The sequence below is a fragment of the Lentibacillus saliphilus genome (assembly GCF_019093865.1).
Taxonomy (GTDB): domain Bacteria; phylum Bacillota; class Bacilli; order Bacillales; family Amphibacillaceae; genus Lentibacillus_B; species Lentibacillus_B saliphilus.
Genome location: NZ_JABJXD010000015.1, coordinates 1 through 25,708 on the forward strand (window position 1 = coordinate 1; position 25,708 = coordinate 25,708).

23 protein-coding genes are annotated in these 25,708 nt (G+C 41.8%); 11 read left to right on the plus strand and 12 right to left on the minus strand.

Annotated elements, in window-relative coordinates; translation table 11 throughout:
* Positions 1-101 precede the first annotated feature (101 nt).
* Positions 102-1,649 (minus strand): Na+/H+ antiporter NhaC family protein, encoded by a 1,548-nt coding sequence (locus HPC67_RS14975; RefSeq protein ID WP_217589604.1) that lies wholly within the window; start codon positions 1,647-1,649, stop codon positions 102-104.
* 195 nt (positions 1,650-1,844) lie between these two features.
* Here HPC67_RS14975 and HPC67_RS14980 point away from each other — a divergent pair, with 195 nt between their 5' ends.
* The gene (locus HPC67_RS14980; RefSeq protein ID WP_217589606.1) at positions 1,845-2,624 is read left to right on the plus strand and encodes an HAD family hydrolase; all 780 of its coding nucleotides are present in this window, start codon (positions 1,845-1,847) and stop codon (positions 2,622-2,624) included.
* A gap of 299 nt (positions 2,625-2,923) precedes the next feature.
* A complete protein-coding gene (locus HPC67_RS14985; protein WP_217589608.1) occupies positions 2,924-4,075 on the plus strand; it encodes a trypsin-like peptidase domain-containing protein in 1,152 nt (383 codons plus the stop codon).
* A 112-nt stretch (positions 4,076-4,187) separates the two neighbouring features.
* On the opposite strand, the gene HPC67_RS14990 is transcribed toward HPC67_RS14985, so the two are convergent.
* The 3 genes from HPC67_RS14990 to putP form a co-directional block, all read right to left on the minus strand.
* A complete protein-coding gene (locus tag HPC67_RS14990) occupies positions 4,188-5,210 on the minus strand; it encodes an asparaginase (protein WP_246570185.1) in 1,023 nt (340 codons plus the stop codon).
* A 191-nt stretch (positions 5,211-5,401) separates the two neighbouring features.
* Positions 5,402-6,382, minus strand: coding sequence for an agmatinase family protein (locus HPC67_RS14995; protein ID WP_217589612.1), 981 nt, complete (start codon positions 6,380-6,382; stop codon positions 5,402-5,404).
* A 36-nt stretch (positions 6,383-6,418) separates the two neighbouring features.
* Positions 6,419-7,924, minus strand: a complete 1,506-nt coding sequence (gene putP / locus HPC67_RS15000) for a sodium/proline symporter PutP (RefSeq protein WP_343327859.1) — start codon at positions 7,922-7,924, stop codon at positions 6,419-6,421.
* Between the two features lie 398 nt (positions 7,925-8,322).
* Here putP and HPC67_RS15005 point away from each other — a divergent pair, with 398 nt between their 5' ends.
* Positions 8,323-9,339, plus strand: a complete 1,017-nt coding sequence (locus HPC67_RS15005; protein ID WP_217589614.1) for a hypothetical protein — start codon at positions 8,323-8,325, stop codon at positions 9,337-9,339.
* A gap of 47 nt (positions 9,340-9,386) precedes the next feature.
* Here the strand turns inward: HPC67_RS15005 and HPC67_RS15010 are convergent, their stop codons facing one another.
* From HPC67_RS15010 to HPC67_RS15025, 4 genes are all read right to left on the minus strand, one after another.
* Positions 9,387-10,343, minus strand: a complete 957-nt coding sequence (locus tag HPC67_RS15010) for a dipeptidase (RefSeq protein ID WP_217589616.1) — start codon at positions 10,341-10,343, stop codon at positions 9,387-9,389.
* A gap of 141 nt (positions 10,344-10,484) precedes the next feature.
* On the minus strand, positions 10,485-11,195 hold the full coding sequence (locus tag HPC67_RS15015) for a gamma-glutamyl-gamma-aminobutyrate hydrolase family protein (RefSeq protein ID WP_217589618.1): 711 nt from the start codon (positions 11,193-11,195) through the stop codon (positions 10,485-10,487).
* 208 nt (positions 11,196-11,403) lie between these two features.
* Positions 11,404-11,604 (minus strand): alpha/beta-type small acid-soluble spore protein, encoded by a 201-nt coding sequence (locus HPC67_RS15020; protein WP_217589619.1) that lies wholly within the window; start codon positions 11,602-11,604, stop codon positions 11,404-11,406.
* A 115-nt stretch (positions 11,605-11,719) separates the two neighbouring features.
* Positions 11,720-12,448, minus strand: a complete 729-nt coding sequence (locus HPC67_RS15025) for a hypothetical protein (RefSeq protein ID WP_217589621.1) — start codon at positions 12,446-12,448, stop codon at positions 11,720-11,722.
* Positions 12,449-12,672: 224 nt separating this feature from the next.
* Between HPC67_RS15025 and HPC67_RS15030 the strand changes: the two genes are divergently transcribed.
* Positions 12,673-13,137: an SRPBCC family protein gene (locus HPC67_RS15030; RefSeq protein ID WP_217589623.1), complete on the plus strand. Its 465-nt coding sequence runs from the start codon at positions 12,673-12,675 to the stop codon at positions 13,135-13,137.
* On the opposite strand, the gene HPC67_RS15035 is transcribed toward HPC67_RS15030, so the two are convergent.
* Positions 13,134-13,829, minus strand: coding sequence for an HAD family hydrolase (locus HPC67_RS15035; RefSeq protein ID WP_217589625.1), 696 nt, complete (start codon positions 13,827-13,829; stop codon positions 13,134-13,136). The genes HPC67_RS15030 and HPC67_RS15035 overlap by 4 nt on opposite strands.
* A gap of 364 nt (positions 13,830-14,193) precedes the next feature.
* On the opposite strand from HPC67_RS15035, the gene pflB reads away from it, so the two are divergent.
* From pflB to HPC67_RS15050, 3 genes are all read left to right on the plus strand, one after another.
* Positions 14,194-16,431, plus strand: coding sequence for a formate C-acetyltransferase (gene pflB, locus HPC67_RS15040; protein ID WP_217589627.1), 2,238 nt, complete (start codon positions 14,194-14,196; stop codon positions 16,429-16,431).
* 28 nt (positions 16,432-16,459) lie between these two features.
* Positions 16,460-17,194, plus strand: a complete 735-nt coding sequence (gene pflA, locus HPC67_RS15045; RefSeq protein WP_217589629.1) for a pyruvate formate-lyase-activating protein — start codon at positions 16,460-16,462, stop codon at positions 17,192-17,194.
* Positions 17,195-17,306: 112 nt separating this feature from the next.
* Positions 17,307-18,368, plus strand: coding sequence for a 2,3-butanediol dehydrogenase (locus tag HPC67_RS15050; RefSeq protein WP_217589631.1), 1,062 nt, complete (start codon positions 17,307-17,309; stop codon positions 18,366-18,368).
* Between the two features lie 946 nt (positions 18,369-19,314).
* Here the strand turns inward: HPC67_RS15050 and HPC67_RS15055 are convergent.
* On the minus strand, positions 19,315-19,911 hold the full coding sequence (locus HPC67_RS15055; RefSeq protein ID WP_217589633.1) for a DUF3006 family protein: 597 nt from the start codon (positions 19,909-19,911) through the stop codon (positions 19,315-19,317).
* 255 nt (positions 19,912-20,166) lie between these two features.
* Between HPC67_RS15055 and HPC67_RS15060 the strand changes: the two genes are divergently transcribed.
* The 4 genes from HPC67_RS15060 to HPC67_RS15075 all read left to right on the plus strand — a co-directional run bounded on the left by HPC67_RS15060 (position 20,167) and on the right by HPC67_RS15075 (position 22,916).
* Positions 20,167-21,519, plus strand: a complete 1,353-nt coding sequence (locus tag HPC67_RS15060) for an MBL fold metallo-hydrolase (RefSeq protein ID WP_246570187.1) — start codon at positions 20,167-20,169, stop codon at positions 21,517-21,519.
* Positions 21,520-21,541: 22 nt separating this feature from the next.
* Complete coding sequence (locus tag HPC67_RS15065; protein WP_217589635.1) at positions 21,542-21,796, plus strand: DUF3006 domain-containing protein; 255 nt, start codon at positions 21,542-21,544, stop codon at positions 21,794-21,796.
* 116 nt (positions 21,797-21,912) lie between these two features.
* Positions 21,913-22,113: a cold-shock protein gene (locus tag HPC67_RS15070; RefSeq protein ID WP_217589637.1), complete on the plus strand. Its 201-nt coding sequence runs from the start codon at positions 21,913-21,915 to the stop codon at positions 22,111-22,113.
* Positions 22,114-22,355: 242 nt separating this feature from the next.
* Positions 22,356-22,916, plus strand: a complete 561-nt coding sequence (locus tag HPC67_RS15075; protein WP_217589639.1) for a beta-class carbonic anhydrase — start codon at positions 22,356-22,358, stop codon at positions 22,914-22,916.
* A 73-nt stretch (positions 22,917-22,989) separates the two neighbouring features.
* On the opposite strand, the gene HPC67_RS15080 is transcribed toward HPC67_RS15075, so the two are convergent.
* Positions 22,990-23,856, minus strand: a complete 867-nt coding sequence (locus HPC67_RS15080) for an N-acetylmuramoyl-L-alanine amidase (RefSeq protein WP_217589641.1) — start codon at positions 23,854-23,856, stop codon at positions 22,990-22,992.
* A 240-nt stretch (positions 23,857-24,096) separates the two neighbouring features.
* The gene (locus HPC67_RS15085; protein WP_217589643.1) at positions 24,097-25,704 is read right to left on the minus strand and encodes a long-chain fatty acid--CoA ligase; all 1,608 of its coding nucleotides are present in this window, start codon (positions 25,702-25,704) and stop codon (positions 24,097-24,099) included.
* Between the last annotated feature and the right edge of the window lie 4 nt (positions 25,705-25,708).

Below are 25,708 nucleotides of genomic sequence, written 5' to 3' on the forward strand. Positions count from 1 at the left end.
AAATTCAATACCAACGTCATTTGACTTAGAACCGTAAAAACCCGTCATCTCCCAAAAGAGATAACGGGTTTTCTTTAGTGTCTTTTCCCATCACACTATCATTAAGCTGGTTGCTCATCGAGTTCCGGCATCCCCCAGAACTTTTGCAAAATATATGCAAGAACGACGAGTGTAACAACACCGACCACAATTCCAGCGATGCTCGACCCTGTTACCCCTGCAGCTAGAAATGCTAACACCCCACTGACACCTGCCGTTAGGGCAAACGGAATTTGTGTATTCACATGATCGATGTGGTCACTTGCAGAACCAGCTGATGATAATATCGTCGTATCTGAAATAGGAGAACAATGATCTCCAAAAATCCCTCCGCTTAATACAGCTGCGATTGCCAAATACATCGATACATCCATTGAAGCTGCAATTGGCATAGCAATTGGAATTAAAATCGCAAACGTTCCATATGATGTGCCTGTTGTAAAGGCAATGACGGCTCCGAACAAGAACAATAAAACAGGAATGATCGCTGGAGAAGTTGTTCGTCCAACAAATTCTACGATATAAGCTGCGGTTCCTAACTCTTGAGTGACTGTTCCGATAGACCAAGCCAATACGAGAATAATGTAAACGATCATCATGCTTCGAAAACCACTGACATAGAGGCTCATCGCTTCTTTAAAAGAAAACAGCTTTTGTCCGATTCCCATAGCAAGCCCGACAACGCCTGCTGCAAACGCGGCTATCAAAATGGAAATCGCCCCTTCTGATTCACCAACAGCCGTCACGATATCATTTTCAGGAAACCCACCTGTCCAAAGAAATAATGGCGGAATTAATCCGAGCAATACAACAATCGGCACAATCATATTCCGTTTCTTCGGAGTATGACCTTCTACCATTTGAACATCAGACATTTGATCATCAGTTGGTGGTTCAGCGCCGTCTCGAATCAGTTTGCCTGTTGTTCGTGCACGGTGCTCTGCTTTAGCCATTGGCCCGAAATCCCATTTTTTCCAAATAACAAGTCCAACCATTAACAATGCCAATATGGAATAGAAATTAAAAGGAATTGTTGCGAGATACGTTAAGTACTCTGAAGCCTCGATATTCAATGCAACGAACTGTGCGCCAATAAGACCCATTACAAATACGACCCATGTTGAAACTGGAGCGAGTAAACACATTGGTGCAGATGTGGAATCAACGATATAGGCAAGCTTTTCCCGTGATACCCGCATTTTGTCCGTCACCGACCGCATAACACTACCTACTGTTAGTGCATTAAAATAATCCTCGAAAAAAATGATAATACCGAACAACATCGTAGAGCCTTGAGCTGCTCTTGGAGTGCGCACTTTTTTCGAAATGGCTTCAGCGATTGCAGTTGCGCCTCCTGTCTTTTGTAAAACCACAATTAACACACCAAAAAATCCACAATAAGCAAGCACTGTTGCATTCCATACATCGCCTAAATTCGGTAAAATAATCTCACTAAAACTTGCATAAAGACCGACGAGCGGATTACCACCATGCATCATTGTTGCTCCGATCCAGATCCCAGCAAAAAGAGCTGGAATAACGTTACGCGTTATCAAAGCAAGAACAATTGCAATGAGCGGTGGCAATAAAGACCAAATCCCAAATTCCATATACATCTCCCCTTTTTTTGTAATATGAACAGAAACAATATAGAGAATATTCATTATACTATATTCCTACATTCAATGCAAAATGTCCTGTGTTCTATTAAAATATAAAGAATGGCATTGCGTATTTCAGGAACATCTGACTTATTCGTACAATTATGATAAACTCAAGGCATAATACGAGTAAGGGAGATTCCTATGACCTATAACGTTTTATTTTTAGACATAGACGGAACCATTTTGACATCAAATCATACATATACAGAAGAAACCAAACAAGCCATCGATCACGTCAAAGCGAAAGGGCTTCACGTTTTTTTAGCAACCGGGCGGCCAATTCATGAAATTTCCGATTTAGCTCATGAGCTTGGCATAAACGCTTTTATTGGATATAACGGTGCGTTTGCTTCTTATAAAAATGAAACAATCGTTGATGAACCAATTCCCCGAAAAACGCTGGAGACCATTCTTTATACCGCAAAACAACATGGCGATGATCTCATTATGTATACAAATGGAGAAAATTATTATACAAACATCGATCATCCAGAATCACAAAATTTTATTCAGACGTTTCAACTGAAACACAACGCACAATGGGATGCTTCAAAAATAAATGACGTACTAGGTACCACTTTAATTCATACGCAAAATCCATTACCGTATGAAAATGATCCTTCCCTTCGCCTTGCGCCTGTTAATGTCAATGGCATTCACAACTGCTACGATGTCCTAAGGAAGGATGTTCATAAAGGAGAAGCGATAAAAAAAGTGCTTAACGTGTTGAATATCCCAGCTGAACAAGCGATCGCATTTGGGGATGGGATGAACGATAAAGAAATGCTCCAATCCGTAGGCGCAGGATTTGCCATGGGTAATGCCCATCCAGACTTGTTTCAATATGCACCATATCGCACGGCAACCGTTGATGAATCCGGTATAAAAAAGGGGTTACAACAAATCGGCGTCATCGACTGAAAAACGTCTACACACATAAAACTGGGGGAAAACTTAAAATTTTAGTCAGACAAACGAATGTTACTTATCAAAACATATGCGGACAGACAATAAGGATAATACATGTTTTAGTATTGTCCTACAGCTTAAACTTTGATACATCATTATGGAGCTCACCTTACGCCATGAAGCCTATCAAGAAAAACAGCTATATATTAAGCAATTAATCTATTAAATCCAATAAATAGACTCTATCTCTGACGTTTATGATCATGCTATACTAGAATGAGAATATTAATCTAGTAGAGGAATGGTCACTTATGATGTGTAAGCATTGCGGAAAGCAGCTTCAGCGGCGTGCCCATTCTTGTGGACAATGCGGAGCGAAATTAAAACAACACAACGGCTTCATCATTGTCGGTTCCGTTCTTGTATCTACCGCTTTATTATGCCTGATTGGTTTCGGCATTATGTTCATGACAGATTTGAGCATATCACATACGGGACATGCGATAACAAACGCCTCTCCAACAGAAAATGAACAAAACGAATCTGTAGATGAGGATAAATCCGCCAATAATACCCCCAAGAATATGGAAATAGATGATATTGTCTCCTCTGCCGAACAAACTGTTTATACAATTTATACAGAAGCAAATCAGGGGTCAGGGTTTCTATACAATTTACAAGGCGATATTGTTACAAATGCCCACGTTGTCGAAGGTGCATTAACATGTTTTATAAAGACAGTCGATGGAACTGAGCATACTGGTCATGTTATCGGTTATTCATCTGAAACAGACGTCGCCATTATTCGCGTACCTGACCTGGCCGGAACCCAGCCGTTCCCGATCAATAAAACGAAACATTTTTCAGTTGGGGAAAACGTCTTAGCCTTGGGAAGTCCAAATGATCATAAGTCTGAATCCACAGGTGCCATCGTTGATGAATTTATCAATTTTTCGATCGATAACTATGACTATGATAATCTGTATAAAATGACTGCTGACATTGCTGAGGGTAGTAGTGGCGGACCTTTGATATCAGGAAAAACCGGAGAAGTTTTTGCGATCAATTCTGCCGAAAGCATTGATGATCCTTCAATTGGATACAGTATACCACTTTATGAAGTTGCTTCCTTATTAGACAAATGGAGCAAGGATCCACTTGAAGACGATGACATTTTACAACGTTATTATGAAACAAACGCTAGCTTAGAAGAAACGGATAACTGGACAGAGGATATCCCTTCTAAACATAATATAGATGATGACGAGGAATGGAATTTTGATGAAGATGAAGCATTGTCAGATAATAAGCCACATAAAGATCATCAATATAATGATGACAACTGGTATTATGATATAGAAACAGATCAATTGTATTACTATGATGAGTCAGAGAAAGTATGGTACTACTTTGATGAAACGAATGACGTGTTAATGGAAATACAAGGAGATCCGACGAGATAATTTTGTATTGGTTTTTAAACGTAACCGAAGGATTCAATATTCAGAAGCCCCCTTACATCAATTATGTCGCTTTGATGTAAAGGGGTTTTATCATTGTTTTGCATGTGTAGCATTATATATGATTAAGCTTAAAAGCAGGTGTCACTTCACCAATCTTTTCTTCACGCATATTCTTGACTGGCACATGGTGATAATCTTCTAATTGTGCCCAAATTGATTCATTCCCAATACCGAGCTGCTGCAACACTTCCATCGAAGCGACTGTTGTGGCACGTGGGTTTCCGTCAGCAACTTTCAATGCGACACCAATTCCTGTCTCCTTGTCACCAAAACAATGGACAGCTTCGGCACCGCCTTTTGCGACAATACGACCGCCAAAGGCCTGCATCAAATCCGTATCAAACTGTTCTGTGCCAGCGACCATTTCTGGGTAGGCTGTCATCGCATCTCGCACGCGTGCAAGAGCAGCCTTTTTATCATGAGAGCCGTCACCCCACTGCTCTGGTGCAGCCAAGCGCGCAAACATTAATGCTGTTCGATACAATGGCATCCGATGAACTGGTAATCCACAACCATCAACAGATGTCATAATCTTCTCTCGTTCATAGCAGCTTATATAAGCAATATCATCAATAATTTGCTGTTGATATGGATGATCTAATTCACGGTACGTAACGACGTCCATGCCCTGCTGAACAACGCCAGCAAGCATACCAGCATGTTTACCAGAACAATTACTATAAACCGGTGTTAACGCGCCACCTGCTTTGATAAGAGCTTCATAGCTCTCCTTATGACGTGGAATGTGCGTGCCACATTGGAGCTTGTCCTCTGGTAAGTTAATTTTTTTCAGGACATCCATGACGGATGCTCTATGAATAGGTTCTCCGATATGACTGGCACAAAATAAAGAGAGTTCCTGTTCTGTTAGATTATAGGCTTCCATTGCACCAGATTCGACAACTGGTAACGCTTGGAACGGTTTCATCGATGAGCGTGCGAACGTTTGGCGGACGGGGTCACCATAATATGCGATCAACTCGCCCTTTGCAGAGACAACTGCAATGTGGACATCATGTGTGCTTTCAATATACTTGCCTCTATACACGTGTATAGGCTGTGTTGATTGAATCAAAGTCATCGATCCTTTCTGTCTTTTCTCAAATCGTATTCGCTTACATACACATCTTTTATAGTAACATGTTCTATGTCCACAGTGATAGTTGAAAAATGAAATCACAAAAAAAAAGCGAGAATATCACCCGTTATGATCCCCTCGCTCTATTAAAATTCCGCTTCAAACTAATCTGTTAAGCCATATGTTCGTCAAATGTGTGACACATCATTTATCTGGTGTTGCTTTTTATTTTCTTCATGCCAAATCTGGCCTGCTAGAGCATATAAAACGGCATATGTGACAAAATGTGAAGAATTGTCATTGGCGTCCTGTTGTGGGTAAACCTCGACATAATCCATTCCACAAATGCCCAGCTTCGAAAACTCATGAACGAGCTCTAATAGCTCATAAGACGTTAAGCCATTACCATCAACCGGGCCACCTGGATTAAACGCAAAATCTAGAACATCACTACAAATGCTTAAATAAACCGCGTCTGTTCCTTCACTGGCGATGTTATAGGCCTGCTGGGCAACATCAGCCAAATTACGAGCACGGCGGACATCACGAATTGAAATCGTAGTTGCACCGACAGATTGCGCATATTGACCTGTTTCTGGTTTATTACGTGGGCCGTGAATTCCTAGATGGACGATGCTTTCATTACGAATCCCTTCACTTTCATACATCCGATGAAATGGTGTACTTCTTGCGTATAAATCTCCCTCATAATCAGGATGGTTGTCATAGTGCGCGTCCATGTGAATAATACCCACTTTCCCATCCACATGCTTACTCAACGCTTCCATTATTGGGTACGTAATGCCATGATCGCCGCCAAAGACGACTGGAAATTTACCTGTTTTCCATACAGCACCTGCAAACTGTTCTATTCGCTCCATCGTTTCAAGTGTATTCGCAGGAACAACGTCCACATCACCGAGATCTCCAATTTGCAAATACTCACGTACATCGATATGATCTAGTTCGGGTAAATAGCCGGAATATCGTGCTGAGTTAAGCCTAATCACCTTTGGACCGAGCTCACATCCAGTGTAATCCCCCCACGTGACAGCGCCTTCCCAAGGTACCCCATACACGAGGACATCACATTCTCTTGCACTCCCATCGTGTAAAGATACTTTTTTCCCTCCAAGAAAACATGGTGTATTACCGTATAGTTTAGTCATCTTTAAAGTGTCACCCCTGATATTATAATAAATGTGTTATTTTTGAGCAGCTACTTCATCGTATTCATCAAGCATGTCTTGTGATGGCCCTCTTCCGAGCAAGCTGACTACGACGATCGCGATACTGGACAACACAAAACCAGGCACCATCTCATAGAGTGCAGATCCTGTTAAAGGCCATAAAAAGATCGTTAGTCCGCCAACAATTAACCCGACAAGTGCACCATTCCGCGTAGTACGTCGCCAAAACAAAGAGAATAATAGAGCCGGTCCGAAAGTTGCTCCAAACCCTGCCCATGCATACGATACAAGATCAAGCACTGAATTCGATTCATTCCACGCTAAAGCGAGCGCAATAAGGGAAATGAATAATACGGAAAATCTTCCAACCCAAACAAGCTCTTTCTCACTCGCGTGTTTTCGAAAATATCTGCGGTAAAAGTCCTCTGACAGAGCACTTGACGAGACGAGTAATTGTGAATCGACCGTGCTCATAATTGCTGCTAAAACAGCGGCCAATAAGATACCGGCAATCCACGGATGATAGACAACTTGAACGAGCTGAATAAAGACCTGCTCCGAATCAGCCAGCGGTTCATTAAATGTAACAATCCCAAGCATCCCGACAATTAACGCACCGTATAGCGGAACAACGAGGCCGAATGCAACACTAATTAACCGCGCCTTACGCACTTCTTTATGGGAACGAATTGCCATAAACCGTGCTAAAATATGCGGTTGTCCAAAATAACCAAGCCCCCAAGCCAGTGCAGAAATAATACCAATCAATCCAATCGAGCCAGCTGATTCCCACAGAATACCTTTCGGCTGATCATAGGATGTTGCAGCTGACGCATCGATGAGACTTGGACTAATGGAGCCAAGTGCATTAAACAATTCTCCAAAACCGCCAATTTCTATCAAGCCATATATCGCCGTAAATATAAGTGCTGCTGCCATTAAAACACCTTGAATCAAATCTGTAATACTAACAGCGAGAAAACCACCGAGAAACGTATACGTGACGATAATAATTGCACCTATAATGAGAGCCGTATGATACCCTGCATCGAATGTCCCTTGGAAGAGTTTTGCCCCCGCAACGAGACCGGACGCTGTGTAAAAGAGAAAGAACGCTAATATAAATGCTGCGGATACAACTCTGAGTAGATGAGACTGATCCCGATAACGGTTTTCAAGAAACTGTGGTAATGTAATAGAATCACCAGCAAACTCCGTATATAACCGCAACCGCTTTGCAACGTACTGCCAATTAATGACCGCCCCAATTGCCAAGCCGAGCGCAATCCACAGGCTCCATTGTCCCATCCCTGCTGCGTACGCTGCACCAGGTAAGCCGATTAAAAGCCAGCCGCTGAAATCACTTGCTGAAGCAGAAAATGCTGTTACCCAGCTGTTGAGTCTCCTACCACCTAGAACATAATCAGACAACGTATTTGTCATCCGAAAGGTCGTTAAGCCAATTGCAATCATAATAAACAAATAAAATATAAAGGTGATATGAACAGGTTCAAAACTCACGATTCATCACCCCGATCTGTATAAAAGGTTATAATCGCCCAGATGAGCAATACAGGCATCGGTATAAAAAACCAAAAAAATGTCCAACCATCTAGCGCATAATCCAACATACACCCCTCCCAAATCGTTTTTTTAAACCCCTCATCAAACCGTGTACCACAAAATACATTCTTCCAAACTAGGACGCGCCTATATTGTCAATTTATTCTGTCACAGATAAAATATGTCTGTTCTAATGATAAAGTCCTACTAAAAGACAAATAGTTCGTCGTTCATCAAATGGCTTACTAAATACGATTCCATCCGTTATAATGAGAGGAATAACATATATATTAGAATATTGAGTTTTTAACCTCTAGAAGGAACCGCAAACACATTCTGAACAAGGAGGGTTTCATATGAGATTTGAATTTCGTAAAAAACGGGAGACGAGTCAGTTTTTGTTAGGAGATGGACAACTAGTAAAGCGAGATACGGAGGTGCGCTTTGACCCACTAACAGGAGAATCATCACGCGTTGTGTTCGATCCTGGTTTAACATTTTCAATTCCAGCTTATAGAGACGTCGCTCGGCAAACGTCGGGAAAGAATTGTCCGTTCTGTCCGGAAAATGTGTGGCAACAGACACCACTGTTCCCAAACGATTTAGTTGAAGGCGGACGCATCACACATGGCGAGGCCATCGTGGCACCAAATTTATTTCCATATAGCAAACATAATGGCGTTGTAATTATGTCCAAAGCTCATTTTGTTCGGTTAGAGGATTTTACAACTGATCTGATTAAACATGCGTTGATCGCTGCCCAGAAGTATGCCATGAATGTGTTAAAGCATGAAACGGATGCATCATTCGTTTCTATTAATTGGAATTACCTACCCCCGTCGGGTGGCAGTATGTTACACTCACACCTACACGTCGTCATTTCTGAATCACCAACAAACGAGCAACGAATGATGACACAGCATCATCAATTGTTTAAGGAGCGCTATGATCAACATTATTTTGATTGGTTATATGACTATGAAAAACGGGAAAACGAGCGCTGGATTGGAGAAAGTGGCGATATCGCTTGGATGCACGCTTTTGCCCCAAAAAGTCATAACGATTTTTTAGCTGTGTTTCGAAATCGACGAACAATCGATGATGTGACTGAAACAGACTGGAGACATTTTGCAGAAGGACTCATAAACATTTTCTCTACTTTAACCGAGCAAAACTTAGCGAGTTTTAACTTAGCACTCTCATTCACGCATGATGGATCTCCAGCTTATGCACGACTTGTACCACGCCTCACATTGGGGCAGTTAGGGACAAGTGACATGAACTTTTTCCATACGTTGCATGACGAACCACTTTCATATAAAAAGCCAGAAGCCATTGCAGCCCTAGCTCGAGGATACTTTAATGCTTCTTAATACACAAAAGGGGCGTCACTTTGTCGCCCCTTTTGTATGTAGCTATTTCATTTTACGCCTGGTAAGTGATTCATAAAATTACGGAAGGCAAATCCCTCAACCTGTGCTTCTGTATAATGCTTCTGCAACCCGTTAATAAGGTTATTGTACTTCCCAGCATGTTCAAGATCGGTGACAAATGAACTGATGCCATCAAAATCTGAGCCAAATCCGATATGTGTTTCCCCACCGAGCGCACAAAAGTGATCAATATGCTTAATTAAATCTGAGATCGTTGCTTCAAACTGGCCTTCATTAATAAAAGGTGGATTAAATACAACCTGAATTAAGCCGCCTTTTTCAAACATTGCTTTTGCCTGATCATCATACAAATTACGGCGATGTTCACAAACTGCTCGGGCGTTGGAATGACTCGCAAACGGATAATCAGCATGCTCGAGAATATCCCAAAACCCTTGCACCGTACTGTGAGATACATCCGTAAAAACGCGATGAGCGTTATTTAACTGCACGACTTCTTTCCCTAGTACCGTTAATCCGCCGCCACGTGGTTCGCCCGCTCCGTCTGCGCATAGATTCGCATTGTTCCAGGTCATTCCAATTGAAAGAACACCTAGTCGATACAAGTGTCTCAGCTTGACGAGATCATTCCCGAATGCGTCAGCACCTTCCAAGGCAAGAACAGCACCGATTTCTCCCGTTTTCAACTGTGATAAATCCTCCCAGCGACGAATATGCTTCACCTCTGGATTCTTATCAACGATTTCTGTATAAAATAGATCAATTTGTTCTAAGGCGTGCTGCCATTTTTCATCAGCTGGCACGTCTGGCTCTACGAAAATCGCAAAAAATTGCACATTTACGCCGCCGTTTTTTAGACGTTCTAAATTTGTAGCCAATTCGTCACTCTTGCGAAAATCAAGTGGTTCTGTCCCATATAATGTACCACGCTTTGCCAGCTGTAGTCTTAATAGTGCATCACAATGTGTATCGATAATAGTCATTAGTAGATCTCCTTTTTCAAATAGTCATTACAACACTACATTCTTTTGCGCCGATTCCTCGAGCATTTCTGCCGGATAATCCAGCGCTCTCGCCGATTCTCCGTGCATTCCCGCCGATTCCTCAGACATTCTCATCGATTCTTATTCTGAGCAGGCATTAATAAACCCTCGGTAGATTCTTTCTGACGGTTCATCTCCATTTGCAAGCATATTTTCTGGGTGCCATTGTACTCCGAGCACAAACCGATGTGTTTCTGATTCAACAGCCTCAATGATTAAATCACTGGCAGTGCCGCTCGTTTTAAGAGGTTGCTTGACTGACCGATTTGCTTGATGGTGACGACTATTAACTCGGACCCTATCCCTTCCGGTTAATTGATGGAGTAAGCTGCCCGGGGATACGTCAACAAAATGCGAACCATGACCTAACGGCGCATTTTGACTATGCTGAAGTAAGTCACGGTCAACCTGTGTGTATATATCCTGATACATATCGCCCCCCATAGCGATATTTAATATTTGTATGCCACGGCATACCGCTAAAATTGGTTTATCCACCTCAAGCATTTTATTCACGAACGCCTGTTCAAATAAATCACGTGACGGAATAATCGTCCCGAGATTTGGGTGTGGTTCTTCATTAAACAATGTCGGATCAATGTCGTAACCACCTGTTAAATATAAGCCATCAAGCTGAGTTACTAGCTGGTCCATGTCTGCTTCATCTAAGTTATACGGCACTATAACTGGCAAGCCACCCGACTTCAATATCGCATCCGCATTCGCATTCGCGACCTTATAATACAATTCATCAACTTCCATTGATGGTGTGATTCCAATAATTGGCTTCATTGGTCTCCTCCTGTTGCCGGCATGGCAAACGTTTATGGTATGATGCTTCATCCTATGTATATGACGGTGAGAACATGATGACTCTAGTTGCAAAATCGAATATTTGTATTTATTTTATCATATAGAAAAAAGATTGCGTGATATACATTCCGTTTTTAAAACCTCTTCGTTTCAAAAAAGGAGCTCCAAAACGGAGCCCCTCATCTGTTTATTGTCTGTTATTCATGCTTTCCTCAGCGATTTTGATCATGCGTTTGACCATCTCGCCACCCACTGATCCGTTCTCTCGAGCAGTCGTATCAGCACCAAGCTCAACGTTGAATTCATTCGCAATTTCTGCTTTCATTCTGTTTAACGCTTGATCTGCACCTGGCACCAACAAATCATTGTTGTTTCTGTTGTTGCCCATCACGATCACTCCCTGGGTTATTGGAAACGTGAACAGATAGTTATCTGTTCATATGTAGTTTGTACGAGAACCCTCACCGTTACACCTTCCAAAATATCGGAAGTCGTCACGATTCTTATGGTGTCTTGCTTTGATCTGAACCGTCGCCCGGTTTTGTTGGTTTATCTGGATCACTCGGTTCTTCGGGATCGGTTGGTTCAGGCGGCTCTGGATTAGGTTCTTTATCCTCGTCTTCACCTCCCTCTCCATTATCTCCAGATTCCCCTTCTCCATTTTCACCACCGTTTTGATCACCATCTGATCCACCGTTGTCGCCTTCTCCACCTCCAGGTTTTTCTCCGGGTTGCCCCGTGTCATCGTCTTTATTGCCATTGCCATTACCGTTGCCTTCTGACCCAGAACCCGAACCTTCTCCAGCATTCCCTGAGCCACCTGCTTCATCATCTTTATTCGATCCAGAATCTTTATCTGAGTCATCTTTAGAAGGTGGTTTTGTCGAACTGCCATCAGTCTGATCGGTCGGTTTTTCAGTGGATTCTGTTACATTTGAATCAAATGTTGAATCGTCATTCTCTAGCATATCTTCTTGTTCGAACGCTTCTTCCTCATCCTCCGTCAATTCAAGTTCTTCTTTTTCAATCTCAATCCCTATATCAGATTTTGAACTTACAAACGACTGACTTGTCAAATGACTTTGAGTAAGATATGTATCATGATGTGCTGATCTTACAGAGGAAGCTGGTGAACTGGATATGCTCTTTATAATCCAAAATCCACCAACCCCCAATGGTATCAGCAGTAAAATAGTCGCTACGATCCCAATTGCTTCTTTTCTAACATCCACAGTTGCATCCCCCTTTCCCGACACTCTCACATGTTCACATTTTACCATTTTATGACACGAAAAGCGCAGAAAACATGAAGAATCTTGTCGATTTATTTAGATATAGGTGCTTTTTCATTATTTTTGTGTATTTTTTCACATAAATAATCCGCATAGAACAAAAGATCATTTTGGCATATTTAAAATCAAATCGTATATATTTGATGACAGGAGGAGATTACTGAATGGCAAAAGGCGTTTATACCGAAATTTTACACGTACCAATTCGAGATGTATGGGCATTTGTCAGTGATTTAAATCAATGGGCACCGTTAATGCCAGGTTATGTAGATCATCACATTTTAAATGATCAGGAGTCCATATGGGATTTTATTGCTGATGTTGGATTTAAAAAAAAGCGGCTCCAAGTAAAAGTCGTTATTACCGAATGGCAGGAGCCGTCACGCATTCGTTTTCAATTGTCTGGATGGAATGAAGCCTTTATCGGTGAAGGCATGTTTACAGCTGAAGACGTAACGGCACACTCTACAAAAATGATTGGACATCTTGAAATGAAGACAAAAGGCGTGAAGGCACCTGTCATTAATGGCATATTAAAGTCTATCGTTCCTCAACAAACGAAAAAACTCACCAAAACAATGGCGTCACAAATTGTAAAGCGTAACTATGTAGCGACGACCACCTCTTAAACAGATTCCGCAAAAATAGGCCAGCCATGTTCTTGAGCGACGTGCCTCATGTCATCATTTGGATTCACGACGATCGGATGGTGTGCAAATTGGAGTAAAGGCACATCGCTCATGCTATCCGCATAAGCCCATATTTCCGGTTCTTCTCGGTCACTTATTCCCTGATCACTATCACTTTCAACATTACTGAGCCAGGCCTTCACTTTATCTACTTTAACCGTTCCGTTAACAATTTGGTCAAGCTCACCTGTACATACACCTGTTTCATCATATTTTAAATCTGTTCCAACTGCTGTAACTTGCTTCAAACCCAGTGAGGCAATAAAGGCATCTAAGAACGGACGTAATGCGCCTGATAAGATGATAATTGTATCGCCCTTTTTCTGGTGCTCGTGAATGGTTTCAACGAGTTCATGATGTACATTATCTTTCCCCATCTGGACAAGCTGATGAAAGAATATCGTCAATTCTTCCTTCGTTTTCCCTTTAAAAGAACGGGCGAATGCTTTAAAAAAACCATGTTTAAATGCTTGTTTCCCTTTCAACATACCTTGAACAGTAGCTTTCAATAACCCCTTAGCTACAATCCCCCATTCCTTAATGGTAAAGTCCTTTTTCGCAGCTTGAAACATGATTTTAAACGAATTCCCTTGAAATAATGTTCCATCAAAATCAACTGTTACAACAGCCATGAGCAACCGCCTTTCTGATTAATCACAAATTTATTCCATCATTAATTGACGGATTATTTGAACATTATCTCATTTATTACGCTGTTAAGCAACTCATCTAAAAGGATAAGATAAATCCGCAACGGTGTCATAATAGGTTCTATCTTTGTTTGGGCCATGTGGATCATTCAAGAGGCATACAAAAAATGACAAATTACCAAACAAGAGACCCATATCATGAGGCTTTTTCTCCAGTATGATAGCGTTTACACTATAAAGGACATTAAAATGTAACATTTTGGAATGAAGCACCGTTCTACTTATGATATCCTTAAGTTAGAAGTTTGTTAATGGGTTCACAAATTAGGATCAGGAGGTTTTTCTGATGAACTATGAAGCTTGGTATGGATTTAAAGGTGGCCAATGGGAATCTGAAGTAAACGTCCGTGATTTTATCATTAAAAATTTTAAGTCTTACACTGGTGATGAACAATTTCTTTCTGAACCAACACAGGATACAACAGATTTATGGGAAGACGTTATGGCACTTTCCAAGAAAGAGCGTGAGCAAGGTGGCGTTCTGGATATGGATACATCAATCGTATCTACCATTACATCCCATGGACCTGGTTACATTGACAAAGACAAAGAACGCATCGTCGGCTTTCAAACTGATCAACCACTTAAACGGTCTCTACAACCTTTTGGTGGGATACGTATGGCGGTTCAAGCATGTAAATCGTATGGATATGAAGTAGATGCAGATGTTGAGCATACGTTTACACATTATCGAAAAACACACAACCAAGGGGTATTTGATGCATACACCCCTGAAATGAAGCGCGCTCGAAAGGCTGGAATTATAACTGGCTTACCAGACGCATACGGTCGCGGTCGCATTATCGGGGATTATCGCCGAGTTGCACTGTACGGGATTGATCGATTAATTCAAGCAAAGCAAGACGATCTCGCTCTGATTGGCGCAAGTGGTGTCATGTCTGATGAAGTTATACGAGATCGTGAAGAAACGATGGAGCAAATTCGTGCGTTACAGGAATTGAAAGAAATGGCCGCAGCACATGGATTTGACATCTCTCATCCTGCAACAAATGCACATGAAGCGTTCCAGTGGCTTTACTTCGCTTATTTAGCAGCTATAAAAGAGCAAAATGGCGCGGCAATGAGTCTTGGACGTGTGTCTACATTTTTAGATATTTACATTGAACGTGATTTATATAATGGTCATTTAACTGAAGAAGCAGCTCAAGAGCTTGTCGATCACTTTATTATGAAGCTGAGACTCGTTAAATTTGCCCGAACACCTGACTATAACGATTTATTTAGTGGAGATCCAACTTGGGTAACTGAATCAATTGGTGGCATCGCGCTTGACGGTACACCGCTCGTTACGAAAAGTTCATTCCGTTTCCTCCATACACTGAAAAATCTTGGTCCTGCACCAGAACCAAACTTAACAGTATTATGGTCAGAAAAGCTACCTGAACGTTTCAAGCGGTATTGCGCAAAAATGTCAATCGAAACGAGTGCCATTCAATACGAAAATGATGATCTCATGCGAGATATTTACGGAGATGACTACGGTATAGCCTGCTGTGTATCCGCTATGGCAATCGGTAAACAAATGCAGTTTTTCGGCGCACGTGCAAACTTAGCTAAAGCTTTATTATATGCCATTAATGGCGGTAAAGATGAAAAAACATACGTTCAAGTTGCCCCACCGTACGCACCGATAACAGCTGACGTCCTGGACTATGAGGAAGTTATGGCAAAATATGACGTGATCCTTGATTGGCTTGCCGGACTTTACGTTAATACACTTAATATCATTCACTTTATGCATGATAAGTACAGCTATGAACGTATTGAAATGGCCTTACATGATCGTGACGTTCTACGTACAATGGCATGTGGCGTTGCTGGTCTATCTGTTGTTGCAGATTCACTCAGTGCCATTAAATATGCGAACGTGAAAGTCGTTCGTAATGAGGAAGGGATTGCAACAGACTTTGAAATTGAAGGCGACTTCCCGACTTACGGTAACAACGACGATCGAGTTGATAGTATTGCTGCTGACTTAGTGACACGGTTCATGAATAAAATTAAACAGCATCAAACATATCGAAATGCTGTTCCAACGCAATCGATTTTAACAATTACATCAAACGTCGTCTATGGCAAGAAAACAGGAAACACACCTGATGGAAGACGTGCTGGTGAACCGTTCGCACCTGGGGCTAACCCAATGCATGGGCGCGACGAAAAAGGAGCACTTGCATCACTGTTATCAGTGGCCAAATTACCATACAAAGATGCACTTGATGGCATAAGTAATACGTTTTCAATCGTTCCTAAAGCACTTGGTAGAGATGGCGATACGAGAAAAGACAACTTAGCTGCTATGCTTGACGGTTATATGAGCAAGAAAGGGCATCACCTGAACATTAACGTCTTTGACCGTGAGACATTACTTGATGCGATGGAACATCCAGAGCAATATCCACAGCTTACAATAAGAGTGAGTGGGTACGCTGTTAACTTTATTAAATTAACCCGTGAACAACAAATCGATGTCATTAATCGGACATTCCATGAAAGTCGATGAACGATGATATTTGAAGGGGGTTTTACTCATGCAGGCTCGCATACACTCCGTTGAAACGTGCGGAACATTAGACGGTCCAGGTCTCCGTTACATTATTTTCATGCAGGGTTGCTTACTTAGGTGTCAATTTTGCCATAACCCTGATACGTGGAAAATGAGTGACGGCCGTCTCGTTGAATTGGATGAACTCATCACTGACATCGAAAGCTACATGCCTTTTTATAAAGCATCAAACGGTGGCGTGACAGTCAGTGGTGGCGAGCCTCTCCTTCAAATTAAAAGTCTTATTTACTTGTTTAAGGCTCTTAAAAAGAAAGGTATTCATACTGCAATCGATACATCTGGTGGTTGCTTTCCGAGTTCACCTGCCTTTATCGAGCAATTAGATGAACTTATGACAGTAACGGATTTAGTTTTACTTGATCTCAAACAAATCAAGACGGATAAACATAAAAACCTTACAGGTATGACGAACACACATATTTTAGAATTTGCGACTTACCTCGCTCGCAAAAAGGTTCCCGTTTGGATTAGACACGTACTCGTTCCCGGGATATCTGATATAGACGAGGATTTACATGAATTAGGTCAATTTATCGAGACACTTGATAATGTCGAAAAAATAGATGTACTTCCATACCACAAGCTTGGCGTTTATAAATGGGAAGCACTTGGGTATGAATATCCGCTTGAAGGTGTTGAGCCCCCTGAAGAAGATAGGGTTCAAAATGCACAAGAAATCTTAACATCTTATATCAAATAATGCACATACTCATACAGAGTAATCGTTACACATGTTCCACTCATTTGCTCCATTAGAGCTATGGGTGTTCATGATATATAGATACTTTATTTTGATTAAGGAGAGATGCAATATGAAAGCAGTACGTTGGCATGGACAAAGAGATTTACGTGTAGAAGACATTCAAGAGCCTTCTGCAGAACCCGGAAAAGTCAAAATCAAAGTCGCTTGGACAGGAATTTGTGGAAGTGACCTTCACGAATACGCTGCTGGCCCTATTTTCATCCCAGAAGGCCAACAACATCCTTTAACAAAAGATCAAGCACCAATTGTTATGGGGCATGAATTTGCTGGAGAGGTTGTTGAAGTTGGTGAAGGTGTAGATCGCATTAAATTAGGCGACCGCGTTACTGTAGAACCGATCTATCGTTGCGGCGAATGTGCAGCTTGCCGTTCTGGTAAGTACAACCTATGTGACTCCTTAGGGTTCCACGGATTATCTGGAGGCGGTGGTGGATTTTCACAATTTACAACTGTCCCTGAAAATATGGTACACACAATGCCTGATACAATGAGCTATGAACAAGGTGCATTGGTTGAACCAGCTGCTGTTGCACTTCATTCAATCCGAATGAGCCGCTTTAAAGCTGGTGATACAGCTGCGGTATTCGGTGCAGGTCCAATTGGTTTGTTAACGATTCAAGCTTTGTTCTTATCCGGTGCAAGTCAAGTATATGCTGTTGAAATCTCCGAAGAACGCAAGCAATTTGCTGAAGAAATTGGTGCCATTGTGATCGACCCTACAGAGGTTGATGCTGTAGCTGAAATTCAAAAGCTTACAGACGGCGGCGTCGATGTGAGCTATGAAGTAACAGGAGTTGCCCAGCCACTTCAACAATGCATCGATTGCATTAAACCAGGCGGCGAAGCAATGGTTGTCAGCATTTGGGAAAGCAACCCTGAAATTAATGCAAACAACATTGTACTTAAAGAAAAGTATGTGACAGGCGCGATTGCCTATAGAGACATTTTCCCTGCGGTTATCAACTTAATCGCTAGTGGTAAATTCGAAGCCGAAAAGTTGATTACAAAACGTATCGAACTTGATCAAATTGTTGACGAAGGCTTTGAATCATTGATGAACGAAAGATCTCAAGTGAAAATTCTTGTAAGATCAAACCCAGATATGGAATAAAGCATCATTACGAGATTGAGTTAGTTTGAACGCTAATCTTAAACAATATTTTGTCCTGAATACATTCGTTAACAACGTCCGCAGTATGTGCGGACGTTGTTTTGTTATGAGCAATGGTGGGGACGGCTCTGGTTATGCGGCGTGTGGTGGTGCGGTTATGCGTGCTGCGGTGCGGTTACGCGACGTGGGGCGGTGTTATGCGTGTGGCGGTGCGATTATGCGGCGCGATTTGGTTTTATGCGTGCGACGAAGCGGTTATGCGGCGTGAGGCGGTGTTATGCGTGTGGCGGTGCGATTATGCGGCGCGATTTGGTTTTATGCGTGCGACGAAGCGGTTATGCGGCGTGAGGCGGTGTTAGGCGTGTGGCGGTGCGATTATGCGGCGCGATTCGGGTTTATGCGTGTGGCGGCGCGGTTATGCGGCGTGGGGCGGTGTTATGCGTGGGGCGGTGCGGTTATGCGGCGTGATTTGGTGTTATGCGTGCGACGAAGCGGTTATGCGGCGTGAGGCGGTGTTATGCGTGTGGCGGTGCGATTATGCGGCGCGATTCGGTTTTATGCGTGTGGCGGCGCGGTTATGCGGCGTGGGGCGGTGTTATGCGTGTGGCGGTGCGGTTATGCGGCGTGATTTGGTGTTATGCGTGCGACGAAGCGGTTATGCGGCGTGAGGCGGTGTTAGGCGTGTGGCGGTGCGATTATGCGGCGCGATTCGGTTTTATGCGTGTGGCGGTGCGGTTATGCGGCTTACGGATTTATGCGTTGGAAAATGAATTTGTAGCGCGGCGTGATTCGGTTTTATGCGTGCGGCAGCGTGGTTTGACGATATACAAGCGTTGCGCCATTTATATTTTTTCGATCAGGTGTAACCTTCTACAAAACATATTTTTTCGACATTTCCCGGGAAATAACTATTGCATTCGCCATATTTTTAATAAATGACTAAAATTCACCTTTGCAATTGCTTTAATAAAGTTTGTGTTTTTTCCTTCTCCTCTTTTTGTTTTTGATGGTCAATCATAAGAACGGTTTTTCTATTAGCATACATCGTTACACTAAACCACGTATCAATAGCGCTTTCCTGCGGTAATAGACGTTTAGGGACCATCCATTCCTCGTTAAGATCTTCTAGTAGCAATACAGCTAATCCATTTGATTCCACTCTGTCTAGTACCGCATAAGTGTTTATCAACGTTTTTAAAGTAGGTCTTCTCGTAATAGAATTCATCTTGAAGGAGTTTTTGAGTACCTCATCAGGTCTAATCAATGGCGGGTGTTGATATCTTGAAGAAAAACGATTCATTGTAATGATGTTTGCTTGAGGTATTAATCGCATCGTACTAAAAGGCTCACCTTCGATTAAATGTACAGTGAGAGGCTGACGCACTAATGTAAACGTGGAAGTGTTATGCGCTATTTGCATTGGCTTATTTGTGCCACTTATATCTGCTTGAATTAACCTCGTATATACTGTTTCTAAACATATCACAAGTATACTAACCATACCTACCGTTATCAGCAATCGTTTAAACAAATTTGATTTCATCTCTGCAGCACCTCCAGATCTATTATGCCTATGCTATTTGTAGAACGCACCTCGTAATAAATCATTTTCCCACCTACTTTAACTTAGGAAAAATGCATATTATCTTAGGGGAACAGAGCATTTTGACCCGAGAGCCACATCTAAAATACCATTTTGGATGTTTTTGCAAACCCAGACTCACAATGGCTAAGATGCTCTGTTTGGCAGTAGCGTTTCATACATAAGTCTGCTATTCTTACAGAAGAGAAAAAGAGGATGAAATGGGGTTTACGTATCATGTTTAAGCAGATGTTTTTACCGTTTTTTATGGCTTTAACGTTGGTGTTAAGTGGGTGTGGAAGTGATGTTAATGACTTAAACGGCGACGCGGGAAATACGAACGACAATCAGACAGCAGCAGATGTGCAAGCATCCGCAGAGGAAAATGAATCAGATCAAACAGATACAAATGATGCGCCAGCAGATGACAAGGCAGCTGAATCTGAGTCAATAGATGAATCGTCAAAAGACGAAAAACCAAGCAAAACTGCTTTAAGTGAGCTAATCGTTCATTATATAAATGTTGGGCAAGCTGATGCAACACTGTTTCAATACACTGACAAAGACAGCAATTATACCATTTTATTTGATACGGGTGATTGGCGTCGGAATGATACCGTCCAGTACTTAGCCAGTCAAAACATATCGACCATTGACCTTATCGTTGTCAGTCACCCTGATGCGGATCATATCGGCCAGCTTGCAGAAATTGTCCATACATATGATGTTGGTGAAGTATGGATGTCTGGTAATGAAGCATCTTCAAAAACATTCCAACAAGCGCTTCAGGCAGTTATCGACAGCGGTGCAGATTTTTATGAACCGAGAACTGGAGATGAATTTTCAATCGGACCATTAGACATCACTGTCCTTTATCCAAACACTATTTCTGGAAAAGCAAATGAAGAATCTGTCTCGCTTAAAATGACGTATGGTGATGTTGATTTTGTTTTTACAGGAGATGCTGATCAAGCTGCAGAGAAACGGATGATTCAGTCTGGTATTAATCTGAAAGCGGATATTTTGCAGCTTGGACATCATGGATCACGAACTTCTAGTGCACCACAATTTATTAATGCCGTTGATCCAGACGTTGCAATTTACAGCGCGGGGGCTGACAGTCAATACGGTCATCCTCATTCTGAAGTCGTCTCCCTCATTCAAAATGCAGGCATTGATCTGTATGGCACAGACGTTCATGGAACGATTATTGTCAAAACAAACGGCAAAACGTATGATATTTTAACCAAAAAGGATGGCACGATTAGTCCTACAAGTACTGGAGCGGCTCAATCCAAATCAGATAATGAGCAGCAATCACAGCTTAAAGATGAAACGACATCTCAGCAAGATACGACTACACAACAATCTGATCACTCTAGCTGTATTGATATTAACACCGCATCTCTGGAAGCATTACAGGACATTATTCATATTGGTTCTGAACGTGCTGAGGATTTGATCAACATTAGACCGTTTAACTCTATTGATGGTCTTACCCGAATAAAAGGAATCGGTCCGTCACGGATTGCTGATATCAAGGCACAAGGCACTGCTTGTGTTAACTAAGCTTGAAAGGAGTTTTTTCACAATGAAAGGTGTACTTGATCGTTTTGAGGGCGACAAAGCTGTTATTTTAATAGAAACTCACAAGCAAGAACTCATCGTTGAAACACATACACTTCCGGCAGGGAGTCAAGTGAATACGTGGTTTCATATTGAGAAAAACGGTAAGCACTACGATTTAAAAATTGATGACACGAAGACAGCGAAAGAAACCGAGACGTCCTCAGATTTAATGGCAAAGTTGAGAGCCAGAGGGCATAGCAAATTCAAAAAAAATTAGCTTTTGAGCAAAAAAAGTACTATCAAAGTGTATATTTTTTTCAAATGGGTAAATGATTAAGAGTAGCCCCTTAATAAAAGGTGCAAGATACTTAATTTACATGGAGGAACGTTAGCATGACGAATGGTACAGTAAAATGGTTTAACGCAGAAAAAGGTTATGGTTTTATCGAAGTCGAAAATGGTGAGGACGTCTTTGTCCATTTCTCAGCAATCCAGGGAGAAGGTTACAAATCACTGGAAGAAGGACAAGCCGTTACATTCGATATCGAACAAGGTGATCGCGGCCCACAAGCAGTCAATGTACAAAAACAATAAAATGACGCTACTTTCAGTGAGAGTTTCACTTTTCACTGCATTTTAGACGCATAAAATCGTGTTTTTCCTGTATACGGACACACATATTTTATTTATGTAGGACTGCCCATTAATAAACAACCTGTTAAAAAGGCGCTTTTTTCATAAGCGTCTTTTTTACGTTTAAAATAATAAACCCCTTTACATGGCAATCATTAGAGGCTACTATTTTATAAAGAATACAACATAAGGAGTGTAATAATATGACTGTACATCTTGATGATATGCTTGAATTTAATCGGCAATTTGTTAATCAAAAGGATTATGTTCCATTTGAAACAGACAGTGTGCCTAATAAAAAAATGATCGTTTTTACGTGTATGGAATCCCGCCTAATTGAACTGCTTCTTAAAGCACTCAATTTAAAGAATGGCGATGTTAAAATGATTAAAAATGCTGGCGCAATCATTCGAAAGCCGTTCGACAGCATTATGAAAAGTATACTCGTTGCTGTTTATGAACTAGAAGCTGAAGATGTGACTGTCATTGGCCATTATGATTGTGGTATGTCTCGAATTAATACGGATGACCTCCCTCAGAAAATGGTGGAAAAAGGGATTGCAAAAGAAACAATTGATGCTTTAACTCATGCTGGAATTGACCTTGACGAAGAATTTCATGGTTTTGATACCGTTGAAGAATCTGTCATGCAAAGCGTGAATATTATTCGAAATCATCCTTTATTACCGTCTTACGTAAAAGTCCATGGCTTGGTCATCGATCCAGGAACGGGTAAGGTGGATGTTGTTACACGTGGTGAATAATATCATATTGTAGTACTTAGAGAGCTTGACGGCGCGCGGCTCATGTAAATCCCGCGCGCCGTATTATTTGATGCTAACGGATTCTAATCCGTTGGCCAATTTGCAAATGTTGAAGATCTACCGTCGGGTTCATCTGTTTGAGCTTGTCTATTGATGAGTCATACGTTTTCGCGAGTGCCCATAGCGTGTCACCACGCTGGATCATATGGTGACGATCATCTACCTGTTCTGAAGATTGAAGGTTAATACGTTGGCCAATTTGTAGATGATATGGATCGATGTCTTGGTTGAGCTTTAACAGACTTGCGAGCGGTATGTTGTAGCGACGTGCAATGCTCCAGAGTGTATCCCCTTTTTTAATTCGATAAGTTCTATTTGGCGTTAGGTTATTCTTTGTTTCCAGTTGTGCTATCATATTCGCAATACCATCGGCATGACCGGTTGCAAGTCTCCGGATAAAGGCTGCATGCTTTAACTTTGACACATCATTAAGATGGTCAATAAAGCCACTTTCTGTTAAGACGGCTGACATAGTCGCTTCCCTTAGCATATGAAAATTTGCTTGCTTTTTTCCACGGTCTCTCAAACCGCTTTTTTTGAGAACGGCCTGATGAAGCGTATTTTGAAGATCATGTGTCCGTTTCTTTTTTGGATGACTCCCATTAAAAATAAAGGACTCAAACCCGCTCCCACCTCCTGCATTGACATGAATGGAAAGAAGTAGGTCAGCTCCCCAGCTGTTTGCCATATGCGTCCGATCATTCAATGAAACCGTTCTATCTGTGTTGCGTGACAGCTTAACACGACAAGGGACCCTTCTAAAAAGTTGTCGATACAACTCCAATGCAATCTTCAATGTGATATCCTTCTCCCTTAATCCAAAACCGATCGCACCTGGATCTGTCCCACCGTGTCCAGGATCAATAAATACCTTATACATACATATCCCCCCTTTTTTGATAGAAGCCTTTTGCTATGACTTCCTCTCACGTCTAAATTCGAACGTGACGTTCAAAAGGGGGCATTACCTTAATCATTTGTAATGAAAACACATGAAAAGACGCCCTAAAGTAAAATGTAACTTTTAAGGACGTCTTTGATATCATATTTAATATGTGAGCGCGAAACGCTAAACAGAGCACACACTATTACAGAAAGCCAGGTTGTGAAAACTAAAGCGTTATACTTCCAACGCCTCCTCTACTTGTTTCCGTAAGGCACGCTTTAAAAATTTTCCAACTGACGTTTTAGGGATTTCTTCCAGGAATAAGATATCATCCGGAAGCCAAAACTTAGCGAATTGTGGCTCGAGAAATTGAATCAGATCTTCCTTTGTAGCGGCCGCACCTTCCTTCAGGACCACACAGGCAATCGGTCGTTCTTGCCATTTCGGATCTGGAACTGCAACAACAGCGGCTTCATATACTGCATCATGCGCCATTAAAGCGTTTTCAAGATCGACTGAAGAAATCCACTCGCCACCACTTTTTATGAGATCTTTCGTACGGTCAACGATTTTAATATTGCCTTCTCCATCGACTGTGACAACATCTCCTGTGTAAAACCATCCATCTCTAAATGCATCTTGTGTCCGATCATCCTTATAATACTCATCGGCAATCCACGGTCCTCTGACAAGTAATTCACCCATGTCCTCTCCATCTGGCTGAACTTCTCCACGATCGTTCACAACCTTAACTTCAAGTCCGGGTACGACCATCCCTTGCTTTGCACGGATATCGAGCTGTTCTTCATTTGATAAATTTTGTTGATAACTTTTTAACCGTGAAATTGTCACAAGTGGCGTTGTTTCCGTTAAACCGTATGCATGCATAAACGGAATTCCATGCTTTTGTTCAAAGGCTTGAATTAATCCTTTAGGTGCAGCTGCACCACCACATAGCACCGCTTCAAGGCTCGACATATCATAATCATTTTGTTCAATCTCATTTAAAAGCCCGAGCCAAATCGTCGGTACGCCGGCTGTTTTTGTCACTTTATACGATTCAATTAACTCAGCGAGCACTTTCGGGACAGACATTGGCCCTGGAAGGACTTGAGTCGAGCCGAGCCAAGTGGCAGCAAATGGCATGCCCCACGCATTAACATGAAACATTGGTACGACGGGCATAATGACGTCACTCTCTGATAATGCTGCTGTATCGGCCATACTAAGCGCCATCGCATGCAAAACGATGCCGCGATGGGTATAGACAACGCCCTTTGGTTTTCCGGTTGTCGCTGACGTATAGCACATCCCGGCAGGATCATTTTCAGCAATGTCTGCAGTAAATGTATATTGCTCATCACCATCTTCAAGCAAGCGTTCATAAGAATATAACGGATCAAGTGTTGATTCAGGGAGTACAGCTTTATCTGTCATGACGATAAAAGCTTCTACGGTCGTTAGCTGATCACGTATTTTTTCAACTAATGGAAGTACATCTTCATCAATTAATAACACTTTGTCCTCTGCATGATTAATAATATAAGCTAAATGATCCAACGACAAACGAATATTAATCGTATGGAGAACGGCACCGAGGGATGGTATCGCAAAGTAAGCTTCAAGATGTCTATGATGATTCCAAGCAAGCGTACCAACTTTATCACCTTTTTTGACATTGAGCTTTTCAAGTACACTACCTAACGCACGAATGCGCGCCCCTGTTTCCTTATAGGTGAATCTTCTAATCGCATCATGCGTCCTTGAAATAACCGACTTTTTTGGAAAAAATTTTTCAGCTCGTTCAAACATTGATACGAGCGTCAATGGCGTTTGCATCATAACG

What these genes read in the sequence shown, in the direction of transcription:
- HPC67_RS14975 (WP_217589604.1), bottom strand. Translation starts at nt 1,649, where the DNA reads ATGGAATTTGGGATTTGGTCTTTATTGCCACCGCTCATTGCAATTGTT.
- HPC67_RS14980 (WP_217589606.1), top strand. Translation starts at nt 1,845, where the DNA reads ATGACCTATAACGTTTTATTTTTAGACATAGACGGAACCATTTTGACA.
- HPC67_RS14985 (WP_217589608.1), top strand. Translation starts at nt 2,924, where the DNA reads ATGATGTGTAAGCATTGCGGAAAGCAGCTTCAGCGGCGTGCCCATTCT.
- HPC67_RS14995 (WP_217589612.1), bottom strand. Translation starts at nt 6,382, where the DNA reads ATGACTAAACTATACGGTAATACACCATGTTTTCTTGGAGGGAAAAAA.
- HPC67_RS15005 (WP_217589614.1), top strand. Translation starts at nt 8,323, where the DNA reads ATGAGATTTGAATTTCGTAAAAAACGGGAGACGAGTCAGTTTTTGTTA.
- HPC67_RS15010 (WP_217589616.1), bottom strand. Translation starts at nt 10,343, where the DNA reads ATGACTATTATCGATACACATTGTGATGCACTATTAAGACTACAGCTG.
- HPC67_RS15015 (WP_217589618.1), bottom strand. Translation starts at nt 11,195, where the DNA reads ATGAAGCCAATTATTGGAATCACACCATCAATGGAAGTTGATGAATTG.
- HPC67_RS15020 (WP_217589619.1), bottom strand. Translation starts at nt 11,604, where the DNA reads ATGGGCAACAACAGAAACAACAATGATTTGTTGGTGCCAGGTGCAGAT.
- HPC67_RS15030 (WP_217589623.1), top strand. Translation starts at nt 12,673, where the DNA reads ATGGCAAAAGGCGTTTATACCGAAATTTTACACGTACCAATTCGAGAT.
- HPC67_RS15035 (WP_217589625.1), bottom strand. Translation starts at nt 13,829, where the DNA reads ATGGCTGTTGTAACAGTTGATTTTGATGGAACATTATTTCAAGGGAAT.
- pflB (WP_217589627.1), top strand. Translation starts at nt 14,194, where the DNA reads ATGAACTATGAAGCTTGGTATGGATTTAAAGGTGGCCAATGGGAATCT.
- pflA (WP_217589629.1), top strand. Translation starts at nt 16,460, where the DNA reads ATGCAGGCTCGCATACACTCCGTTGAAACGTGCGGAACATTAGACGGT.
- HPC67_RS15050 (WP_217589631.1), top strand. Translation starts at nt 17,307, where the DNA reads ATGAAAGCAGTACGTTGGCATGGACAAAGAGATTTACGTGTAGAAGAC.
- HPC67_RS15055 (WP_217589633.1), bottom strand. Translation starts at nt 19,911, where the DNA reads ATGAAATCAAATTTGTTTAAACGATTGCTGATAACGGTAGGTATGGTT.
- HPC67_RS15060 (WP_246570187.1), top strand. Translation starts at nt 20,167, where the DNA reads ATGAAATGGGGTTTACGTATCATGTTTAAGCAGATGTTTTTACCGTTT.
- HPC67_RS15065 (WP_217589635.1), top strand. Translation starts at nt 21,542, where the DNA reads ATGAAAGGTGTACTTGATCGTTTTGAGGGCGACAAAGCTGTTATTTTA.
- HPC67_RS15070 (WP_217589637.1), top strand. Translation starts at nt 21,913, where the DNA reads ATGACGAATGGTACAGTAAAATGGTTTAACGCAGAAAAAGGTTATGGT.
- HPC67_RS15075 (WP_217589639.1), top strand. Translation starts at nt 22,356, where the DNA reads ATGACTGTACATCTTGATGATATGCTTGAATTTAATCGGCAATTTGTT.
- HPC67_RS15080 (WP_217589641.1), bottom strand. Translation starts at nt 23,856, where the DNA reads ATGTATAAGGTATTTATTGATCCTGGACACGGTGGGACAGATCCAGGT.
- HPC67_RS15085 (WP_217589643.1), bottom strand. Translation starts at nt 25,704, where the DNA reads ATGATGCAAACGCCATTGACGCTCGTATCAATGTTTGAACGAGCTGAA.